Origin of the sequence: Pseudomonas sp. KD5 (genome assembly GCF_012932895.1) — a bacterium.
Lineage (GTDB): Bacteria > Pseudomonadota > Gammaproteobacteria > Pseudomonadales > Pseudomonadaceae > Aquipseudomonas.
On sequence record NZ_JDWJ01000017.1, the window covers coordinates 13,535 to 32,510 of the forward strand.

At 60.5% G+C, this 18,976-nt stretch carries 17 protein-coding genes; 1 reads left to right on the top strand and 16 read right to left on the bottom strand.

The features are described 5' to 3' along the window. Nucleotides 1-43: 43 nt before the first annotated feature. The 13 genes from trpC to AF70_RS27435 form a co-directional block, all read right to left on the bottom strand. Nucleotides 44-880, bottom strand: a complete 837-nt coding sequence (gene trpC, locus AF70_RS27375; protein WP_018928871.1) for an indole-3-glycerol phosphate synthase TrpC — start codon at nucleotides 878-880, stop codon at nucleotides 44-46. After that, entirely contained in the window at nucleotides 877-1,926 is a 1,050-nt protein-coding gene (gene trpD, locus AF70_RS27380; RefSeq protein ID WP_018928870.1) for an anthranilate phosphoribosyltransferase, read from the bottom strand. The genes trpC and trpD overlap by 4 nt, the downstream gene beginning before the upstream one ends. 9 nt (nucleotides 1,927-1,935) lie before the next feature. Continuing rightward, a complete protein-coding gene (locus AF70_RS27385) occupies nucleotides 1,936-2,529 on the bottom strand; it encodes an aminodeoxychorismate/anthranilate synthase component II (RefSeq protein WP_018928869.1) in 594 nt (197 codons plus the stop codon). Nucleotides 2,530-2,996: 467 nt separating this feature from the next. Beyond that, complete coding sequence (gene trpE, locus AF70_RS27390; protein WP_018928867.1) at nucleotides 2,997-4,478, bottom strand: anthranilate synthase component I; 1,482 nt, start codon at nucleotides 4,476-4,478, stop codon at nucleotides 2,997-2,999. A gap of 71 nt (nucleotides 4,479-4,549) precedes the next feature. Next, a complete protein-coding gene (locus tag AF70_RS27395) occupies nucleotides 4,550-5,368 on the bottom strand; it encodes a phosphoglycolate phosphatase (protein ID WP_028940282.1) in 819 nt (272 codons plus the stop codon). Next, nucleotides 5,365-6,039 carry a ribulose-phosphate 3-epimerase gene (gene rpe, locus AF70_RS27400; RefSeq protein ID WP_007941649.1) on the bottom strand — a complete coding sequence of 225 codons (675 nt, stop codon included), beginning with the start codon at nucleotides 6,037-6,039 and terminating at the stop codon, nucleotides 5,365-5,367. The genes AF70_RS27395 and rpe overlap by 4 nt, the downstream gene beginning before the upstream one ends. 91 nt (nucleotides 6,040-6,130) lie before the next feature. Continuing rightward, the gene (locus AF70_RS27405; protein WP_019580746.1) at nucleotides 6,131-7,279 is read right to left on the bottom strand and encodes an iron-containing alcohol dehydrogenase; all 1,149 of its coding nucleotides are present in this window, start codon (nucleotides 7,277-7,279) and stop codon (nucleotides 6,131-6,133) included. A gap of 139 nt (nucleotides 7,280-7,418) precedes the next feature. Beyond that, complete coding sequence (locus tag AF70_RS27410) at nucleotides 7,419-8,243, bottom strand: ABC transporter permease (protein ID WP_018928864.1); 825 nt, start codon at nucleotides 8,241-8,243, stop codon at nucleotides 7,419-7,421. A 12-nt stretch (nucleotides 8,244-8,255) separates the two neighbouring features. Next, nucleotides 8,256-9,503, bottom strand: coding sequence for an ABC transporter permease (locus AF70_RS27415; RefSeq protein ID WP_018928863.1), 1,248 nt, complete (start codon nucleotides 9,501-9,503; stop codon nucleotides 8,256-8,258). Between the two features lie 213 nt (nucleotides 9,504-9,716). Then, nucleotides 9,717-10,760 (bottom strand): ABC transporter substrate-binding protein, encoded by a 1,044-nt coding sequence (locus AF70_RS27420; protein WP_018928862.1) that lies wholly within the window; start codon nucleotides 10,758-10,760, stop codon nucleotides 9,717-9,719. A gap of 49 nt (nucleotides 10,761-10,809) precedes the next feature. After that, complete coding sequence (locus AF70_RS27425; protein WP_018928861.1) at nucleotides 10,810-11,934, bottom strand: ABC transporter ATP-binding protein; 1,125 nt, start codon at nucleotides 11,932-11,934, stop codon at nucleotides 10,810-10,812. A gap of 277 nt (nucleotides 11,935-12,211) precedes the next feature. Next, nucleotides 12,212-12,853 carry a response regulator transcription factor gene (locus AF70_RS27430; protein WP_172901164.1) on the bottom strand — a complete coding sequence of 214 codons (642 nt, stop codon included), beginning with the start codon at nucleotides 12,851-12,853 and terminating at the stop codon, nucleotides 12,212-12,214. 72 nt (nucleotides 12,854-12,925) lie between these two features. Next, entirely contained in the window at nucleotides 12,926-15,322 is a 2,397-nt protein-coding gene (locus tag AF70_RS27435) for a PAS domain S-box protein (protein WP_028940281.1), read from the bottom strand. A 73-nt stretch (nucleotides 15,323-15,395) separates the two neighbouring features. On the opposite strand from AF70_RS27435, the gene AF70_RS27440 reads away from it, so the two are divergent. Continuing rightward, entirely contained in the window at nucleotides 15,396-16,388 is a 993-nt protein-coding gene (locus AF70_RS27440; protein ID WP_028940280.1) for an alpha/beta hydrolase family protein, read from the top strand. 122 nt (nucleotides 16,389-16,510) lie between these two features. Here the strand turns inward: AF70_RS27440 and AF70_RS27445 are convergent, their stop codons facing one another. Genes AF70_RS27445 through AF70_RS27455 form a run of 3 tightly spaced genes read right to left on the bottom strand, consistent with a single transcriptional unit; the run spans nucleotide 16,511 to nucleotide 18,964 of the window. Then, nucleotides 16,511-17,275 carry a TerB family tellurite resistance protein gene (locus AF70_RS27445; RefSeq protein WP_028940279.1) on the bottom strand — a complete coding sequence of 255 codons (765 nt, stop codon included), beginning with the start codon at nucleotides 17,273-17,275 and terminating at the stop codon, nucleotides 16,511-16,513. Between the two features lies 1 nt (nucleotide 17,276). Further along, complete coding sequence (murU, locus tag AF70_RS27450) at nucleotides 17,277-17,948, bottom strand: N-acetylmuramate alpha-1-phosphate uridylyltransferase MurU (RefSeq protein ID WP_019580740.1); 672 nt, start codon at nucleotides 17,946-17,948, stop codon at nucleotides 17,277-17,279. Beyond that, on the bottom strand, nucleotides 17,945-18,964 hold the full coding sequence (locus AF70_RS27455) for an aminoglycoside phosphotransferase family protein (protein WP_019580739.1): 1,020 nt from the start codon (nucleotides 18,962-18,964) through the stop codon (nucleotides 17,945-17,947). Before AF70_RS27455 ends, murU begins: the two co-directional genes overlap by 4 nt. Between the last annotated feature and the right edge of the window lie 12 nt (nucleotides 18,965-18,976).

An 18,976-nucleotide genomic window follows, 5' to 3' on the forward strand; every position in this document is an offset into this window, starting at 1 on the left:
AAACCCGCTCCCACAGGGGATCGGGTTGCCTGCGAAAATGTGTTCAGTCGAGCGTAGAGCCGCTCACTGGAACACCGCGCTCAGGAAAGAACAGGCGCTGCAGTTCAGTACCCGGGCTTTCGGCGCGCATGAACGCTTCGCCGACCAGGAACGCATACACGTCGCTGATTTCCATCAGCTCGACATCGGCGCGGTTAAGAATGCCACTCTCGGTGACCACCAGACGATTGCGCGGAATACGCGGCAACAGGTCGAGGGTGGTTTCCAGGCTGACCTCGAAGGTGTGCAGGTTGCGGTTGTTCACGCCCACCAGCGGCGTGTCGAGGGTTTTCAAGGCCCGCTCCAGCTCGTCGCCATCGTGGACTTCCACCAGCACATCGAGACCGACACTTTTGGCCACGGCCGCCAGCTCGGCCATTTTCACGTCATCCAGTGCGGAGACGATCAACAGCACGCAATCAGCGCCCAGGGCGCGGGACTCGATGATCTGGTACGGATCGATCATGAAGTCTTTACGGATCACCGGCAGTTTGCACGCCGCCCGGGCTTGTTGCAGATACGCATCCGCACCCTGGAAATAATCGATGTCGGTGAGCACCGACAGGCAAGTAGCCCCGCCCTTCTCGTAACTCCTGGCAATGTCCGCAGGCACGAAGTTCTCGCGAATCACACCCTTGCTTGGCGAAGCTTTCTTGATTTCAGCAATCACCGCCGGCTGTTTCTTCTTGGCCTGATCGATCAATGCCTTGGCGAAACCACGGGGTGCATCGGCCGCCTTGGCCAGGTTTTCCAGCTCTGCCAGGCTCACACGAGCGCTACGCTCGGCGACTTCCTGGACTTTGCGGGCCAGAATTTTTTCCAGAACCGTCGGTACACTCATCCCTCATTCTCCACTTTGAATACCGCGGTAAATGCACCCAACTCCTCAAGTTTTTCCCGAGCGAGGCCTGTGTGCAGCGCATCGTGCGCCAGGGCAACGCCTTCTTTCAAACTGCTGGCATGGTCGGCGGCGTACAGCGCGGCGCCGGCATTGAGCACGATCATCTCGGCGGCTTTCTGACCGTTCTCGGTCTTGCGCTTGCCCAAGGCATCGCGAATCAGTTCCAGGGAAGCCGCCGGGCTTTCCACCGACAGACCGTGCAGGCTCTGGCTCTTCATGCCGAGGTCTTCGGGCTCGACCCAATACTCGGTGATCTGGTCATTCTTCAACTCCGCGACAAAGGTCGGTGCCGCCAGGCTGAACTCGTCCAGGCCATCCTTGGAGTGCACCACCAGCACGTGTTTACTGCCCAAGCGCTGCAAGACTTCGGCCAATGGTCGGCACAACGCCTGACTGAATACACCCACCACCTGATGTTTCACGCCGGCCGGATTCGTAAGCGGGCCGAGCATGTTGAACAAGGTGCGCAAGCCCAGCTCGCGGCGCGGGCCGGCGGCGTGCTTCATAGCGCTGTGATGGGTCTGGGCAAACATGAAACCGATACCGACGTTGTCGATGCAGCGTGCAACCTGAACCGGGGTCAGGTTCAGGTAGATACCCGCTGCTTCCAGCAAATCGGCGCTGCCGCTTTTGCCCGACACTGCACGGTTACCGTGCTTGGCCACGGTGCAACCAGCCGCTGCGACCACGAATGAGGAAGCAGTCGAGACGTTGAAGATATTGGCCCCGTCGCCGCCGGTGCCGACCACATCGACCACGCCGTCGAGGGTGTTGAGTTCGACCTTGTCCGCCAACTCGCGCATCGCCGTCACGGCGCCGACGATCTCGTCGATGCTTTCGCTCTTCATGCGCATGGCCATCATGAACGCGCCGATCTGCGCATCCGTGCATTGCCCAGTCATGATTTCGCGCATGACATCACGCATTTCATCGGTACTGAGGTCGAGGTGGCCGACGATACGGCTCAGGGCTGTCTTGATATCCATGGAAAGTCCTTAGCGCGTGCCGCCAGTTTGTTTGAGGAAGTTGGCGAACAGCTCGTGCCCCTGTTCGGTGAGGATAGACTCGGGGTGGAATTGCACACCCTCGATGTTCAGCGTCTTGTGACGCAGGCCCATGATCTCATCCACCGAGCCGTCTTCGAGCTGGGTCCAGGCAGTCAGCTCCAGGCAATCGGGCAGGGTTTCGCGCTTGACGATCAGCGAATGGTAGCGGGTGACCGTCAACGGGCGATTCAGACCTTCGAATACGCCCTTGTCCTCGTGAAATACCGGGCTGGTCTTTCCGTGCATGACCTGACGGGCACGGACCACATCGCCGCCAAACGCCTGGCCGATGGATTGGTGACCCAGGCAAACGCCGAGAATCGGCAGCTTGCCGGCGAAGTATTTGATCGCTTCGATGGAAATACCGGCTTCGGTCGGGGTGCAAGGACCGGGAGACACGACGATGCGCTCAGGCTTGAGGGCTTCGATTTCGGCAATGGTGAGTTCATCGTTGCGCACGACTTTGACCTCGGAGCCTAGCTCGCCGAGGTATTGCACAACGTTGTAAGTAAAAGAGTCGTAGTTATCGATCATCAGCAACATGGCGTTAAGAACCTCTTGAATTCACTGACTTTTAATACGGCCTTCGAATGATTTACCCGCAGTGCGCTGCGCTTTGACGGGTGCTGGAGTGGCGCCAGCAAAGCGGCATTTCGTACAGGTAAAGAAGGCAAAGCGGTACAGGTCCGGCCAGGCCGGCAGAAAAGATTCAGGCGCGCCAACGCCAACGGGCGTGTGCCTTGATGACTTGATCCAGGAGTTTGCTGACGATCAACACGGGAAAGGTCTCATTCATACGTCTGGGCACAGTAACGTAGCTGGGCAGAGCGTGCAATATGGCCGGAGCGACAGCTCGCGAAACAATCGAAGGGTTAGCGACAGATGGCAAAAGGCTGGAAGTTCTTTGGCGGTGTCGAGAGCGGCCGAAGCACAAGATCAAAAGATTAAAAGGGGAATGACAGGCATAAAAAAACGCGGCGCCCTCGCAGGCGCCGCGTTTTCTATGTGGATCAGTTTTCCGGGGTTTGTTCGGCCAGGGCCACGGCGCGGAACATCGCGCGACGCTTGTTCAGGGTCTCTTCCCATTCCAGCGCCGGTACCGAGTCGGCGACGATGCCGCCACCGGCCTGCACATGCAGTTCACCGTTCTTGATCACGGCGGTGCGAATCGCAATCGCGGTGTCCATGTTGCCGTTCCAGGCGAAGTAACCGACTGCGCCGCCGTAGACACCCCGCTTGACCGGCTCCAGTTCGTCGATGATTTCCATCGCGCGAATCTTCGGTGCGCCGGACAAGGTGCCGGCCGGCAGGATCGCCCGTAGTGCGTCCATCGCTGTCAGCCCGGCCTTCAATTGGCCGGTGACGTTGGACACGATGTGCATCACGTTGGAATAACGCTCGATGACCATCTTCTCGGTGAGCTTCACCGAACCGATTTCCGAGACGCGCCCAGTATCGTTGCGGCCCAGATCGATCAGCATCAAGTGCTCGGCGATTTCCTTGTCGTCCGACAGCAGGTCTTTTTCCAGCGCCAGGTCCGCCTCTTCGTTGGCCCCGCGTGGGCGAGTGCCGGCAATCGGGCGCACGGTGATCAGGTTGTCTTCGACCCGCACCAGCACTTCCGGCGAACTGCCGACGACGTGGAAGTCGCCGAAGTTGAAGAAGTACATATACGGCGTCGGGTTGAAGCAACGCAGCGCCCGGTACAGATCGATAGGCGCAGCCTTGAAGTCGATCGACATGCGCTGGGACGGCACGACCTGCATGCAGTCACCGGCCAGGATGTATTCCTTGATGGTGTCGACGGCTTTCTCGTAATCGTCCTGGGTGAAACTCGAACGGAACACCGGATCGGCCGATTGCTGCTTGCTGAAATCCAGGCCACGGCGTGGCGTGATCGGCTGACGGAGTTGTTCCAGCAGCGCTTGCAGGCGCGCCTGACCTTGTTCGAAAGCATCTTCCTGCGACGGATCGGCCAGGACAATCGCGTGCATCTTGCCGGCGAGGTTGTCGAACACCACCACTGCATCGGAGACCATCAGCAGAATGTCCGGCACGCCCAGTGGATCCGGATTCGGGCATTTGCCCAGACGCTTCTCCACATAACGCACACAGTCGTAACCGAAGTAACCCACCAGACCGCCGTTGAAACGCGGCAGACCGGCGATGGTCGGCACGTTATAGCGCGCCTTGAAGGCTTCGACGAAGGCCAGTGGGTCTTCAACGTCGTGGCTTTCGATCTCGACGCCATCGTGGGTCACGCTGACGTGGTGGTCGTGAACCCGCAATACGGTGCGGCACGGCAGGCCGATGATCGAGTAGCGGCCCCACTTCTCGCCGCCCTGCACCGACTCCAGCAGATAGGAGTTCGGCTCGTCGGCCAGTTTCAGGTAGATCGACAGCGGCGTGTCGAAGTCGGCCAGGGTTTCGCAGGCAAGCGGGATGCGGTTGTAGCCGGCAGCGGCCAAACGCAGGAATTCTTCGCGGATCATGGAGTAGCCTCGTGGCTTGAGGGTCTAACGGTCAGGTATGCAAACGCGCCGGATAGCCGGCCAGGAACAAGTCAGGCGCGCCAACGCCAGCGGGCCAGGGCCTTGATGACTTTCATCCAGAGTTTGCGAGTGACCACCACGATGGCGTTTCCAGCAGGGGGTTGAACAGCGTCGGGCAACGTTATCTCAGCGGCCGGATCCAGGCAACCGGGAATTAGTTTGCGCAGATCATCGATCACCAGCGCCGGCGACTCTTCGGCAATCGGCCGGCCATGGTTATAGCCGTAACTGAGCCCCACGCATTTGACCCCCGCCGCTTTCGCCGCCAGCACATCGCTACGCGAGTCGCCGACGAACAATGATTGCGACGCCGGAATGTTGGCCATTTTCATCACAAAAAACAGCGCAGCCGGATCAGGTTTCTGTTGTGGCAGGGTGTCGCCACCGATGATCCATTTGAAGTAACGGCCGATCTTCATCTGATCCAGCAACGGCGCGACGAAGCGCTCCGGCTTGTTGGTGATCAGCGCCATCGCCACGCCCTGCTTGTGCAGCCATTTCAGGGTGTCGCGCACACCGGGATAGACCACGGTCAGCTCATGCCCCTCACCGTAGGCTTCCATGAAAATCTGCAGTGCACCTTCGGCTTCGCCGTCATCGACCGACGAATGATCGATGCCGCCGGCCAGTGCACGGCGCACCAGCACCGGCGCGCCGTTGCCGACCCACTCACGCACCGGTTCGATGCCGACCGGGTCACGCCCGAGTTTGAGCAGCATGTTATCCACAGCCGCTGCGAGGTCAGGGACCGAATCGACCAGCGTGCCATCCAGATCGAACATCACCAGCCGCGGCAGACGCCCCGGGAACAGCTGCTCAAAACCGCTCATGGGCGAGCCAGCGCCAGTTCGGAGCGCATTTTTTCAATCACTTCCTGGTAGTTCGGCGCATTGAAGATCGCCGAGCCGGCCACGAAAGTGTCGGCACCGGCAGCGGCGATTTCGCGAATGTTGTTCACGTTCACCCCGCCGTCGATTTCCAGGCGAATGTCACGCCCGGAAGCATCGATCAGCGCCCGAGCCTCACGCAGCTTGTCGAGGGTGGCTGGAATGAACTTCTGCCCGCCGAAGCCCGGGTTGACGCTCATCAGCAGGATCATGTCGACCTTGTCCATCACGTACTTGAGCACGTCCAGCGGGGTCGCCGGGTTGAACACCAGGCCCGCCTTGCAGCCGCCTTCGCGGATCAGTTGCAGGGAACGGTCGACGTGCAGCGTGGCTTCCGGGTGGAAGGTGATGTAGGTCGCACCGGCTTCGATGAAGTCACCGACGATGCGGTCCACCGGGCTAACCATCAGGTGCGCGTCGATCGGCGCGGTCACGCCGTACTTGCGCAGCGCGGAGCAGACCATCGGGCCGATGGTCAGGTTCGGCACGTAGTGGTTGTCCATGACATCGAAGTGCACGAAGTCGGCGCCGGCGGCCAGGACGTTGTCCACTTCCTCGCCCAGGCGGGCGAAGTCGGCGGAGAGAATCGACGGAGCAATAACGAAGGGCTGCATGACGCACCTTTTCTGAGCAGAATCACGATGGCGCGCATTGTATACCTCATGCTTTGACGCGCGCACCGTGCTGCGATGATTGGGGCAAGTCCTAATAGGCCGCTCGGTAAATCTTCTCGATATCGGTGGCGCTCAACTTGCGCGGATTGTTGCGCATCAGGCGTTCGGTGCCGGCGGCTTCCACGGCCATGGCCGGGATCGCCTCCTCGGGTACCCCGAAACTGCGCAGACCTCGCGGGATCTCCACGGCGGCGCACAGCTCGGTCATCGCCTCCACGGCTTTGTCCGCCGCCTCACTGGCGCTCAGATGAGCGGTCTTCACCCCCATGGCTTCGGCAATATCCTGCATGCGTTCCACACAGGCCATCTTGTTCCAGGTCATGACATACGGCAGCAGCAAGGCATTGCTGACACCATGGGCAATGTTGAAACGCCCACCCAGCGGATACGCCAGCGCATGCACCGCACCGACCCCGGCATTTCCGAACGCCATGCCGGCCATCAGGCTGGCAGTGGCCATGTCTTCGCGGGCTTGCAGGTGGGCGGGATTGGCGTAAGCCTTGGGCAGCGCCTTGGTAATCAGTTTGATCGCGCCAATGGCCAAGGCATCGGTGATGGGCGAGGCGTTGAGCGACAGGTAGGACTCGATGGCGTGCACCAGCGCATCGACGCCACTGGCGGCGGTGACACTGCGCGGGCAGGTCAGGGTCATTTGCGGGCTGACCAGCGCCACGTCCGGCAACAGGTAATCGCTGATGATGCCCATCTTCAGCTGCGCGACCTTGTCGGAGAGGATGGCCACGTTGGTCACTTCCGAACCGGTGCCAGCGGTGGTCGGGATGGCGATCAGCGGCGGGCCTTTGCGCGGCACCTGATCGATGCCGAACAAATCCTCCAGCGCACCGTGATAACCGGCATAGGCGGCAACACTCTTGGCGATATCGATGGCACTGCCGCCGCCGAGGCCGATCAGCCCGTCATGCCCACCCTCACGGTAAACCCGCATGCAATCTTCGACGATGGCGATTTCCGGGTCCGGCAACACCCGGTCGAAAATCTCATAACTGCGCTCGCCCAGCTGCGCCAGCGCCAGCTCCACCGTGCCGGACTTGACCAGCGCGGCATCGGTGACGATCAGCGGGTTGTCGATGTCCAGACGTGTGAGCTCGGCCGCCAGTTGCTCGATGGCACCTGCGCCGGTGATCAGTTTGTGAGCGATTTTGAAAGAGGAAAGACTCATGTGCGCAGCCTCTTATAGATAGGGGAGCTGGGCACAATAGTAGCTGGGGATTGGGGTTTGTCTGCTATTAAGTTGGTGAATGATCGAGGTGCTTCTGTCGATCGTTCCCACGCTCGCGCGGGAACGATCACAGTTGGCGTCAGGCTTGGGCGGTACGCAGTTTTTCGCTGCGCCCACGCAGCCATTCCAGGGTCAGCAACAGGATCACCGAGAATGCGATCAGCAGCGTCGCGGCAGCGGCGATTGTCGGGCTGAGGTTTTCGCGGATGCCGCTGAACATCTGTCGAGGCAAGGTCGCTTGTTCGGGACCGGCGAGGAACAGCGTCACCACCACTTCATCGAACGAGGTAGCGAAGGCAAACAGCGCACCGGAAATCACCCCCGGCGCAATCAACGGCAAGGTCACCCGGCGGAACGTCGTCAGCGGCGAAGCTCCCAGGCTGGCCGCGGCCCGCACCAGGTTCTGGTTGAACCCCTGCAAGGTCGCCGATACCGTGATGATCACGAACGGCACGCCCAGCACGGCGTGCACCACGATCAACGAGGTATAGCTGTTGCCGAACCCCAGTGGCGCGAAGGTCAGGTAACTGGCCACACCAATGATCACCACCGGCACCACCATCGGCGAAATCACCAGCGCCATCACCAGCGCCTTGCCCGGGAAGTCGCCACGGGTCAGGCCGATCGCCGCCAGCGTACCGAAGATCATCGCCAGCACGGTCGCTGCCGGAGCCACGATCATGCTGTTCTTCAACGAACGCATCCATTCCGCCGAGGCAAAGAAGTCCTGATACCAGTGCAGCGAGAAGCCTTGCAGCGGGTAGACCAGAAAACTCCCCGAGTTGAACGACAGCGGAATGATCACCAGCACCGGCAAGATCAGGAACAACAAAATCAAGCCGCAGAGAATCCGCAAGCTGTAGAACCACACCCGTTCGATGGGCGACATATAAGGACTCAGCATTTCACTCTCCCCTTAGCTCAGGCGCAGGCGACTGGCGCCCACCAGCCAGCTGTAAATCAGATAAAGCACCACGGTCGCCAGCAGCAACAGTCCACCGAGCGCGGTCGCCATACCCCAGTTGATGCTGGTGTTGGTGTAGAAGGCGACGAAGTAACTGACCATCTGATCGTTCGGGCTGCCCAGCAACGCCGGGGTGATGTAGTAGCCGATGGCGAGGATGAACACCAACAGGCAACCGGCGCCAACACCGGCATAGGTCTGCGGGAAGTACACCCGCCAGAAACTGGCGAACGGGTGGCAGCCCAGGGAAATCGCCGCACGCATGTAAGTCGGCGAGATACCTTTCATCACGCTGTAGATCGGCAGAATCATGAACGGCAGCAGGATATGCACCATCGAGATGTAGACCCCGGTGCGGTTGAACACCAGCTCCAGCGGCTTATCGATGACGCCCATGGCCATCAGGCCGCTGTTGATCAAGCCGCCCGATTGCAGCAACACGATCCACGCCGCGACCCGCACCAGAATCGAGGTCCAGAACGGCAACAGCACCAGAATCATCAGCAGGTTGCTTTGGCGCGAGGGCAGGTTCGCCAGCAGGTAGGCCAGCGGATAAGCAAGCACCAGGCAGATCATGGTGATGATCAGGCCCATCCAGAACGTACGGGCAAAGATGTCGAGGTAGATCGCCTGATCGGGAGTGGCCCGGGCCAGTTCGCCTAGGTCGTCGATACGGTGATCGACGGCGGCCAGCAGGTAATAAGGCGTCACACCACTGGTGTTGCGGCGCACCACCTGCCAATAGGCAGGATCGCCCCAGCGTTCGTCGAGTCCTTCCAGCGCTTCTTTATAAGAAGCAGGCTCCGTGGCGAACGGCAAGGCGCGCGCGGTTTTGGTCAGCAGGCTGCGGTAGCCGGCCAACTCCATGTTCAAGCGCTTGGACAAATCACCCAAGGTCTGATTCTTGCGGGCTTCGGCGAGGTCTTCACTGGCGGCCTTGTACACAGGCTCTGCCGGCAGGCCTCGGCCATCCCAACTGGCGATGGCTGCCACGGTGCGTGGCATCACGCCGACCACTTCCGGGTTACCGACGCTTTTGTAGAGCAGCGCCACGATCGGCACCAGGAACACCAGCAACAGAAACAGCACCAACGGCGCGATCAAGGCTTGTGCTTTCCAGCGGTTGATTCGCTCGGCGTGCTTTAGCCGCTGCTTCAAGGTGGGGTCGGTGCCCGCGTTCACGGGAACGGCGATAGCCATGGCGTACTCCGGAAATCTTTGATCAATCGATAAGGGGGAGCGAAATTGTGGCGAGGGGGCTTGCCCCCGTTCGGCTGCGAAGCAGCCGTGAAACCATTGCATCCGGTGTACCTGATACATCGCGGTTGCAGGTTTTAGGGCCGCTTCGCGACCCAACGGGGGCAAGCCCCCTCACCACAACGGCTCGCCCTCACAAGAGGGCTAGCCCTCTGGTTACTTCGCTGCCCAGGAATTGAAGCGCTGTTCCAGTTGCTCGCCGTTATCAGCCCAGAAGCTGACGTCGATCTGCACCTGGTTGGCGATGTTTTCCGGGGTGGTCGGCATGTCTTTCAGGACATCCTTGGACAGCAATGGCACTGCCTGGGTGTTGGCCGGGCCGTAGGCGATGTTTTCCGAGTAGGTCTTCTGCTGTTGCGGCTGTACCGAGAAGGCGATGAATTTCTTCGCAGCTTCGGCACGGGTCTTGTCCAGACCTTTTGGAATGGCCCATGCGTCGAAGTCGTAGATGCCGCCGTTCCACACCACTTTCAGGTTGCTTTCTTTTTGTACCGCGGCGATCCGGCCGTTGTAGGCCGAGCTCATGACCACGTCACCGGAGGCGAGGTATTGCGGCGGTTGTGCGCCGGCTTCCCACCACTGGATGCTTGGCTTGAGCTCATCGAGTTTCTTGAACGCGCGGTCCTGGCCATCTTTGCCGGCCAGCACTTTGTAAACGTCTTTCGGCGCAACGCCGTCAGCCATCAGTGCGAATTCCAGGGTGTACTTGGCGCCTTTGCGCAGGCCGCGCTTGCCCGGGAATTTCTTGGTATCCCAGAAATCAGCCCAACTGGTCGGAGCGGTTTTCAGCTTGTCGGCGTTGTAGGCCAGCACGGTCGACCACACGAAGAAGCCCACGCCGCAAGGCTGGATAGCGCCTTTGACGTAGTCTTCAGACTTGCCGAACAGCTTCGGATCAAGCTGCTCGAACATGTCTTCGTCGCAACCACGGGACAGTTCCGGCGATTCAACTTCCACCAGGTCCCAGGACACGCTCTTGGTGTCGACCATGGCTTTGACCTTGGCCATTTCGCCGTTGTATTCGCCAGCGACGATTTTGCCGTGGCCCGCCGCTTCCCATGGTGCGTAGAAGGCTTTGACCTGCGCCGCCTTGTTCGCCCCGCCAAAGGACACCACGGTCAGGTCCGGGCCAGCCGCCATCGCGTGCGCCGCGCCGATCATGCCGACGACCAGTGCGGTGAATTTCAGGGATCTCAACATTTATTGTTCTCTCCACGTGCAGGGTTGGTGTTGGTGAAGCAGGGGGCGATCAATGCGCCTCTAGAAGTGGGTCGAGCGCGCGAACGTGTTCGACCTGCCAGCCAAGCGGTACCACGTCGCCGACAGCCAGCGCAGGATCGAGCTCGGCAATCGGTTGTTTCACGAAAAAGTCGGTCTTGCCGCAGACTTCCAGGCGAACCCGGACGTGGTCGCCCAGATAGATGAATTCCGCCACCCTTCCCGAGAAGCGGTTGACACAGGACTCGCTCGAGCCATTGAGGCTCACGCGCTCCGGACGAATCGACAGTGTGACGGGTTCGCCGGTCTTGCCGACGTTGACCGCCAGTGCTTCAACCTTTTCACCACGACCGAGCTCGACCACGCAGCGATCACCGGTATGGCTGTGCAAGCGGCCGTTGAGGCGGTTGTTCTCGCCGATGAAGTTGGCGACGAAAGTATTTTTCGGCTCTTCGTAGAGCGTGCGCGGTGGCGCGATCTGCTGGATCTCGCCCTGGTGGAACACGGCGACGCGGTCGGACATGGTCAGGGCTTCGCCCTGGTCGTGGGTCACGTAGACCACGGTCACGCCGAGGCGCTGGTGCAGGTGTTTGATTTCCATCTGCATGTGTTCGCGCAGTTGTTTGTCCAGTGCGCCGAGCGGTTCATCCATCAACACCAATTGCGGTTCGAACACCAGGGCGCGAGCCAGGGCCACACGCTGCTGCTGACCGCCGGACAGTTGCGCCGGATATCGCTGGGCGAAAGTATCGAGCTGAACCATGCTCAGCACACGCTTGACCCGGTCACTGACGTCGCTCTTGTTCAAGCCGCGCACGGTCAGCGGGAACGCCAGGTTCTCGGACACGGTCATGTGCGGAAACAACGCGTAGTTCTGGAACACCATGCCGATGTCGCGCTTGTGCGGTGGCACGTTGTTGATGGAACGCCCGGCCAGTTGAATCTCCCCGGCGGTCGGCGTTTCGAAGCCGGCGAGCATCATCAGACTGGTGGTCTTGCCGGAACCGGACGGCCCGAGCAAGGTCAGGAATTCGCCTTTGCGAATTTCCAGGTTGAGGTCTTTGACAATCAGGTTCTCGCCGTCGTAGCTCTTTTGCACTCCACGAAAGCTGACCAGAATATCGCTGGCCCCTGCGCTTGAATCAACCTGGCTCATACCCACACCTTTGTTATTGATGACTGCTGTGGACTAAGCCTAGTGGACGCTGGGAGCCGCGCAAATCGGGGTGCAGGAGAGAATCGCCTCAGCCGGATGGAAGGTTGGGGGTAGGGATTGCCCTACAAGGATGGCGGGGATGGATATGTCGATTATTGATGGCGACGGGCGGTGAGCTGCAAGCCACAGGAACCGGTAAAAGCGGCTTTGCGGGCATGTCGTAATTGGACATGCACGCTCGCACAGGTATTTGCAGTGAATCAGCGGGTCGTGTGGATCACAGGAGTTTGTGTTCCATCGCGTACTTCACCAGTTCAGCCAGGGAGGTGATGTTGAGTTTCTGCATCAGCCGCGCCTTGTGGGTACTAATGGTTTTACTGCTCAAGGCCAATTGCTGGGCGATGTCGTTGACGTTGGCGCCCTGGGCCAGGCGTTCGAATACCGAGAATTCACGCTCCGACAGCAACGAGTGCAACGGCCGCGCATCGGTCAGGCCAACCTCGAAAACCATGCGGTCGGCCAGGTCCGGATCGATGTAGCGCCCGCCCGCCGCGACCTTGCGAATCGCCGTCAGCAACAATGCCGGATCGCTGTCCTTGGTCGCGTAACCCGCAGCGCCGACCTTCAACGCCCGAGCGGCCATCTGCGCTTCGTCGTGCATCGACAGCACCAGAATCGCCGGCGGATTGCTCATGGCGCGAATCCGCGGGATCGCTTCCAGGCCGTTGACCCCAGGCATGGAGATGTCCAGCAACACCACTTCGCAGGGAACATGGCGCAAGGTATCGAGCAACTGCTCGCCATTGCTCGCCTCCCCGACCACCAGCAAGTCCTTGGCCAGGCCGATCAATTGCTTGATGCCTTCGCGAACGATGGTGTGGTCTTCGGCTACCAATACACGGATCACGTTCTTCTCCATTCTTCTTATGTCAGAACCAAGATCTATCGCGGGCTTGCCTGCAAAGGCGCCAGCTCAAACAACACAAAACCATCAGGCTTCATCCAGCGGCACTCGCACCGTCAGGGTCGTGCCCTCCCCCGGCTCACTCTCAAGCGACAATTGCCCGCCCATGATCAACACCCGCTCACGCATGCCGACCACGCCGAAGGATGTCGGCCTGCCAGGCGCGGCGACAAATCCTACGCCATCATCGCTGACGGTCAGACAAAGTTCATCGCCCTCAAGGGCCAGCGTCAGTTCAACAGTATGCGCCTGGGCGTGGCGCATGACATTGGTCAGCGCTTCCTGAAGGATCCGGAACAGCCCGATGGCCTTGGCATCGCTGAGCACCGGCAAGTTATCCGGCACTTGTACCAGACACGGAATATGCGTGCGCGCCTCGAACCGTCGGGCCTGCCACTCGATGGCCGAGGCGATCCCGGCATCGAGAATCGGTGGCCGCAGCGCCGTGGCCACATCACGCACCAGTTGAAACAGCTGCGCGATCAAACGTTTCATGCTGTTCAAGCGCTCGTGCAGGCCAGGGTCGAGCTGCGCATAAGCCAGTTCGCACATGGACGTTTCCAGCTTCAACACAGTCAACATCTGCCCCAGCTCGTCGTGAACCTCCCGGGCAATCCGCGCCTTCTCCTCTTCCCGCACGCTCTCCAGGTGCGCAGACAACTCGCGCAACTGCTCACGGGAGCTGGCCAGCTCCAGCTCGATGCGCTTGCTCTCGGTGATGTCCCAGACGATCCCGTCCCAGACATAGGCGCCGTCTTCCAGTCGGCGGGTAATGGCCTTGATCTCGGCCCAGCGCTGTTCGCCCTGACGGGTCAGAATCCGTCCCTGCCACGACCAGTCGCTATCGGTGTCCAGTGCATGGTCCTGAGTCTGGTGATAACTGGCCTTGTCATCCGGATGCACCAGGCTGCGCAGGCCCTTGTCCCGTTGGGCCAGGGTGGCCGGCGAGTACCCCACCAGGCTCTCGCTGCCTTCACTGATGTAGGCAAAGTCGATCTGCCCGGTCACCGGTGCGCGCTCCAGACGAAAGACCAGTCCGGGGACGTTGGCGGCGATCCCCTGCAGACGCGCTTCGCTTTCCTGCAAGGCGGCCAGGGCGCGACGACGCTCGGTGACATCATTGAGGTAAACCACCAGGTATTCGCCCTCGCGAAAACGCAAGAAGCTCAACGAGACATCCGCCGGCAGAATACTGCCATCGGCCCGCACGCAATTGGTTTCGAAACTTAGCGGCCCTTCCTCACTGGCCCGGGCGCGCTTCCACAGGCTCAGCCAGCGGTCCATGTGCAAACCGGGCTCGAAATCGATCAATGGTCGATCAATGATCCCGCCCGCCGGATAGCCGAGCATGCTTTCGGCGGCGCGGTTGGCGTAGCGCACATGGCTGTCCCAGTTGACCCAAAGGATGCCGACGGTGCTTTGATCGATGGAGAACTGCGTGAGGCGCAAGGCTTCTTCGCTGGCTTCGCGCAGGGCAATGTCTTCGCGCGCCGCCAGCAAACGTTGCTCCAGACTGTGTTGCTGACGACGCTGCCAGTACACAATGACCATGCTGCTCAGCAATAACACCAGCAACAACAGACAGAGGTTTTTCCAGAAAACCGGTGAATCGGACAGCCGCGGGTACTTGGGTTGCAGCCATTGATCGTGCAGTCGCTCGAGGTCTTTGGCCGGAATCGCGCGCAGCGCGTTTTCGACGATGCCGGCCAACTCCGGCCAGTCCCGACGCGTGGCCACTCGCAACAGTTGCGGGAAACCGATGTCGCCCACCACGGCCAGCCCGGCAAACTCAGGCTCGGCTGACAGACGCCCGAATTGCGCTTCATCGACCACCGCGTAACCGGCCTGCTGACTCAACAACAGTTGCAGTGCCTGGCGCTCCAGAGGCACTCCCTGCAGGTTCAAATGCGGATAGGTACTACGCAAGAAGTCGGCGGTGACGCTGGGCATGCGCACGGCGACGCGGGTCTGACTGTCGAGTTTTTCCAGCTCCACCACACCGGTGCTCTTCTGGTCGCTGACCACCAGTTGCGGCACCCGCATGTACGGATCGGAAAATTGCCAGAATCGTAAACCGGCGGGGGTTTGGGTCAGCCCCGGCGCAATATCGATATCGCCTTCGCGCGCGGCGGCTTCCAGTTGCGCAAGATCAGGATAATTACGCCAGCTCAGCTCGACCTTGAGCGACTTGGCCAGCCATTTCATCAACTCGATGTTCACCCCGGACAGGCGCTGCAAGCGGCGATCGTATTGGGCATAGGGCGCTTGCAACACCACCCCGACCCGCAACTCTTCATGCTGCGCCAGCCATTGCTGTTGCGCCGAAGACAATGACACGACATGCGCCGGTGGCGCGGGAGCCGCCCAGCCCATCAAGGGAAACCACAAACAGCCGATAACCCACAGGCAGCGAAAATGCATCATCGAAGTCTCACACACTGACAAATACTGACCAACCCATTAGGCTGCCGGAATAACTTCTGGCCTGGAATATCCGATGCCCCCTGTCTACCGCCTGGCACTGCCAGCATTGTGCCTGTCGCTGATCCTGCCGTGCGCCTTTTCCGTCGAGGCGGCCGACCCGGCACCTGCCACTGCGGAAAAACCCACCGAAGAAAAACCGGTCGAACGCCAGCCACTGCTTGAGCGTAGTCAGGAAGAAGCCACGGCACTTGAGCGACAAATCCCTGCGCAGGAACAGCAACAACTGCAAGCCGGCGCCGACAGCTTTCTCGCCCTGTGGAAACCGGCCAATACCGCCGAGCCCAAAGGCGCGGTGATTATCATCCCGGGTGCCGGTGAAACCGTTGACTGGCCGCAAGCAATCAGCCCATTGCGCCGCCAATTGCCGGACGCCGAGTGGAGCAGCCTGAGTATCACCTTGCCGGATCTGCAAAGCGAAGCCATTGCGCCACGTATCGTCGAAGTGGCACCAGTGCCCAAAGCGCCTGATGCCGGCAACAAAGACTCGACCACCGCGGCGCCCATCGAACAGGCCGCCGGCGGCGAAGCGGAGGTGGCCGACAAGGCTATCGCCGAAACCACCGAAGAACACGCCAAAGCCGACGCCGAGCGAATTTTCGCCCGCATCGACGCGGCCATCGCTTATGCCGAACAGCAAAGTGCGCGCAGGGTCGTCGTGCTGGGGCATGGCACCGGCGCTTACTGGGCCGCGCGCTATCTGAGCGAGAAGCAGCCATCGCAAGTCGAGAAGTTCGTGATGGTCGCCGCCCAGACGCCTGTTACGGCGAAGCCTGAGCTTGCCGAGTTGACGCCGACGATCAAGCTGCCGACTGCCGACATCTTCTATACGGACAAACCACTGGATCGCAATGCGGCACTGGAGCGCTTGCAGGCCAATAAACGTTTGAAGACATCGGCGTTCAGCCAGGTCTCGCTCAAGGCACTGCCGGGCAATGCCAAGGCTGAGCAAGAGCAGTTGGTTCGCCGGGTGCGGGGATGGTTGAATCCGCAGCCTGCGGCGGACTGATGGATCGCGTCGCCCCATTCGCGGGCAAGCCTCGCTCCTACAGATTACGTGTCGCGCCCGGCGATCATAAAACCTGTAGGAGCGAGGCTTGCCCGCGAATGGGGCGACACAACTCTGTCTTGCTAGCGAAAATCCCGCCGCTCACGAATCAACGTGTAGGCGTTGTGCAATTCACGAGTCTTGTCCGTCGCCTCACGAACCTGCAACGCCGTCGCACCGCTGCCGGCAATCTTGTCCGGATGATGGCGACTGAGCAGGCGTCGATAGGCGCGTTTGATCTGTGCCGGCTCGCTGGTCGCCGACACGCCCAATAGCCGCAAGGCGTCCTGATACGTGATCGCGCTGCTGACCAATGGTCGCTTCGGCTCATAGTCGCTCGCCAGTGCCTGCACCTGTTGCGGCGTCCAGCCCAACCATTTGCCCCACTGGGCAATCAGTTCGCGCTCGCTGCTACCGGCGCGGCCATCGGCCCAGACCATCCGCCAACAGGCACGCAACACGCCTTCCGCCGCATGGGGCTGAGCACTCAAGCGTCGCAGATAACCACGCAACCGATCGTGCCCCGACTTGCCGCGGTTGAACGCCGCTATCGCCCGACGTTGCGCCGACTCGGTCATCTCCAGCGCACGCATTTCCTGTCGCGCCTGCTGAATGTGGCCATCCACTACCCGCCCATCACTCTTGGCCAATCGGCCCAGCAACACGAACAGCAGTTCATCGTTGCGCAGCACCGAGCGGCCACCGAATTTTTCCCATAAATGCGCCCAGCTCTGCAGGTGCAAGCGCCGATCCAGCGCCTGTCCCAATAAAGCACCGAGCATGGCCCCCGGAATGCTGGCTATGGCAAAGCCCACTCCGGCTCCAATCAGAGTCCCTGGCCACAACATGTCAGCGTCTCGCTTCTATCAAGGTTTCTACTTCAGCCAGGCGCTCGTGAGTGCCGACGTCCACCCAATGTCCATTCAGGCGCTCGCCCGTCACTTGTCCATCGGCCATGGCTTTGCGCAACAATGGCGCAAGCTTGAAGGCCCCGGCCGCACAACCGTCAAACAGCTGCGGGTGCAGCACAGCGATGCCGCTGTAGGTCAGGGTTGAGGTATCCGGCTGACCGTCCTGCACATGGCCATCGACCAGGGTGAAATCCCCGTTCGGGTGATGCGCCGGGTTGTCCGCCAGGATCAAATGAGCGAGCCCGACGATGGGCTGGTGCAACACGCTGAAGTCGTAGTCGGTCCAGATGTCGCCGTTGACCACCACAAAAGCCTCATCACCCAACAACGGCAACGCGCGGAAAATACCACCACCGGTTTCCAGCGGTTCACCTTCCGGCGAATACTGAATGCTCACGCCATATTTCGAGCCATCACCCAGATAATCTTCGATCTGCTGACCGAGCCAGGCATGGTTGATCACGATCTCGGTAAACCCTGCTGCCGCCAGCGCGCGCAAGTGATACTCGATCAAGGGCGCTCCGCCGGCGCGAACCAGCGGTTTTGGCGTGGTCAGGGTCAGCGGACGCATGCGCTCGCCTTTACCCGCCGCCAGAATCATTGCCTTCATGCCTTCACTCCAGCACGCAGACTGGCCAGCAACACATCCAGCTCAGCCAATTCAGGGCGACGGGCAATGACCGCGTCTATATAAGCAAAGAAGCGCGGCACATCACCGAGATAGCGTGGCTTGCCGTCGCGATGGCAGATGCGGGCGAAGATGCCGATGACTTTCAAGTGACGCTGCACGCCCATCAGGTCGCTGGCGCGCAGAAAGTCTTCAAAGTCCGGCTGCACCGGGATGTCGAGCGCACCGGCTTGCCGCCAGTAATCTTCCAGCCAGCCGCGCACGCGTTCTTCAGGCCAGCTGAGGAAGGCGTCCTTGAACAGGCAGGTCACGTCATAGGTCACCGGCCCGTAGACCGCGTCCTGGAAATCCAGCACGCCGGGATTCGGCTCGCTGATCATCAGGTTGCGCGGCATGTAGTCGCGATGCACCAGGACTTTAGGCTGAGCCAGAGCGCTGTCGATCAGCAGGTCGCTGACCTGCTGCCAGAGCACCTGCTGCGCAGCATCGAACTCGATACCCAGTTCGCGCTTCACGTACCACTCGGGGAACAGTTCGAGCTCGCGACGCAGCAGCGCGACGTCATAACTCGGCAGCGGCGCCACCATCGGCAATTGCTGGAAAGCCAACAACGCTTGCAGGGCATCCTTGAACAAATCGTCGGCATTTTCGCTGTCGATCACGTCCAGATAAGTCTTGTTGCCCAGGTCATTGAGCAAAAGGAAACCGCGCTCCAGGTCCTCGGCATAAATTTTCGGCACGTTTATGCCGGATTTCGCCAGCAGAAAAGCGATATCCACAAAGGGTTTGCAGTTTTCCTGGGGCGGTGGCGCGTCCATCACGACGAAACTTCTGCCTGCGCCTTCCCAGCGGAAATAGCGCCGAAAACTCGCGTCGCTACTGGCCGCGGTCAACGTGGCCGGGGGTACGGTGCCCCAACCTTGTTCTGCAAAGAGGATAGCCAACTGTTCATCGAGCCAAACTTTCAGGTGTTGCAAGCGTACATCTTGGTCAGGCATTGCAAGGGTCTC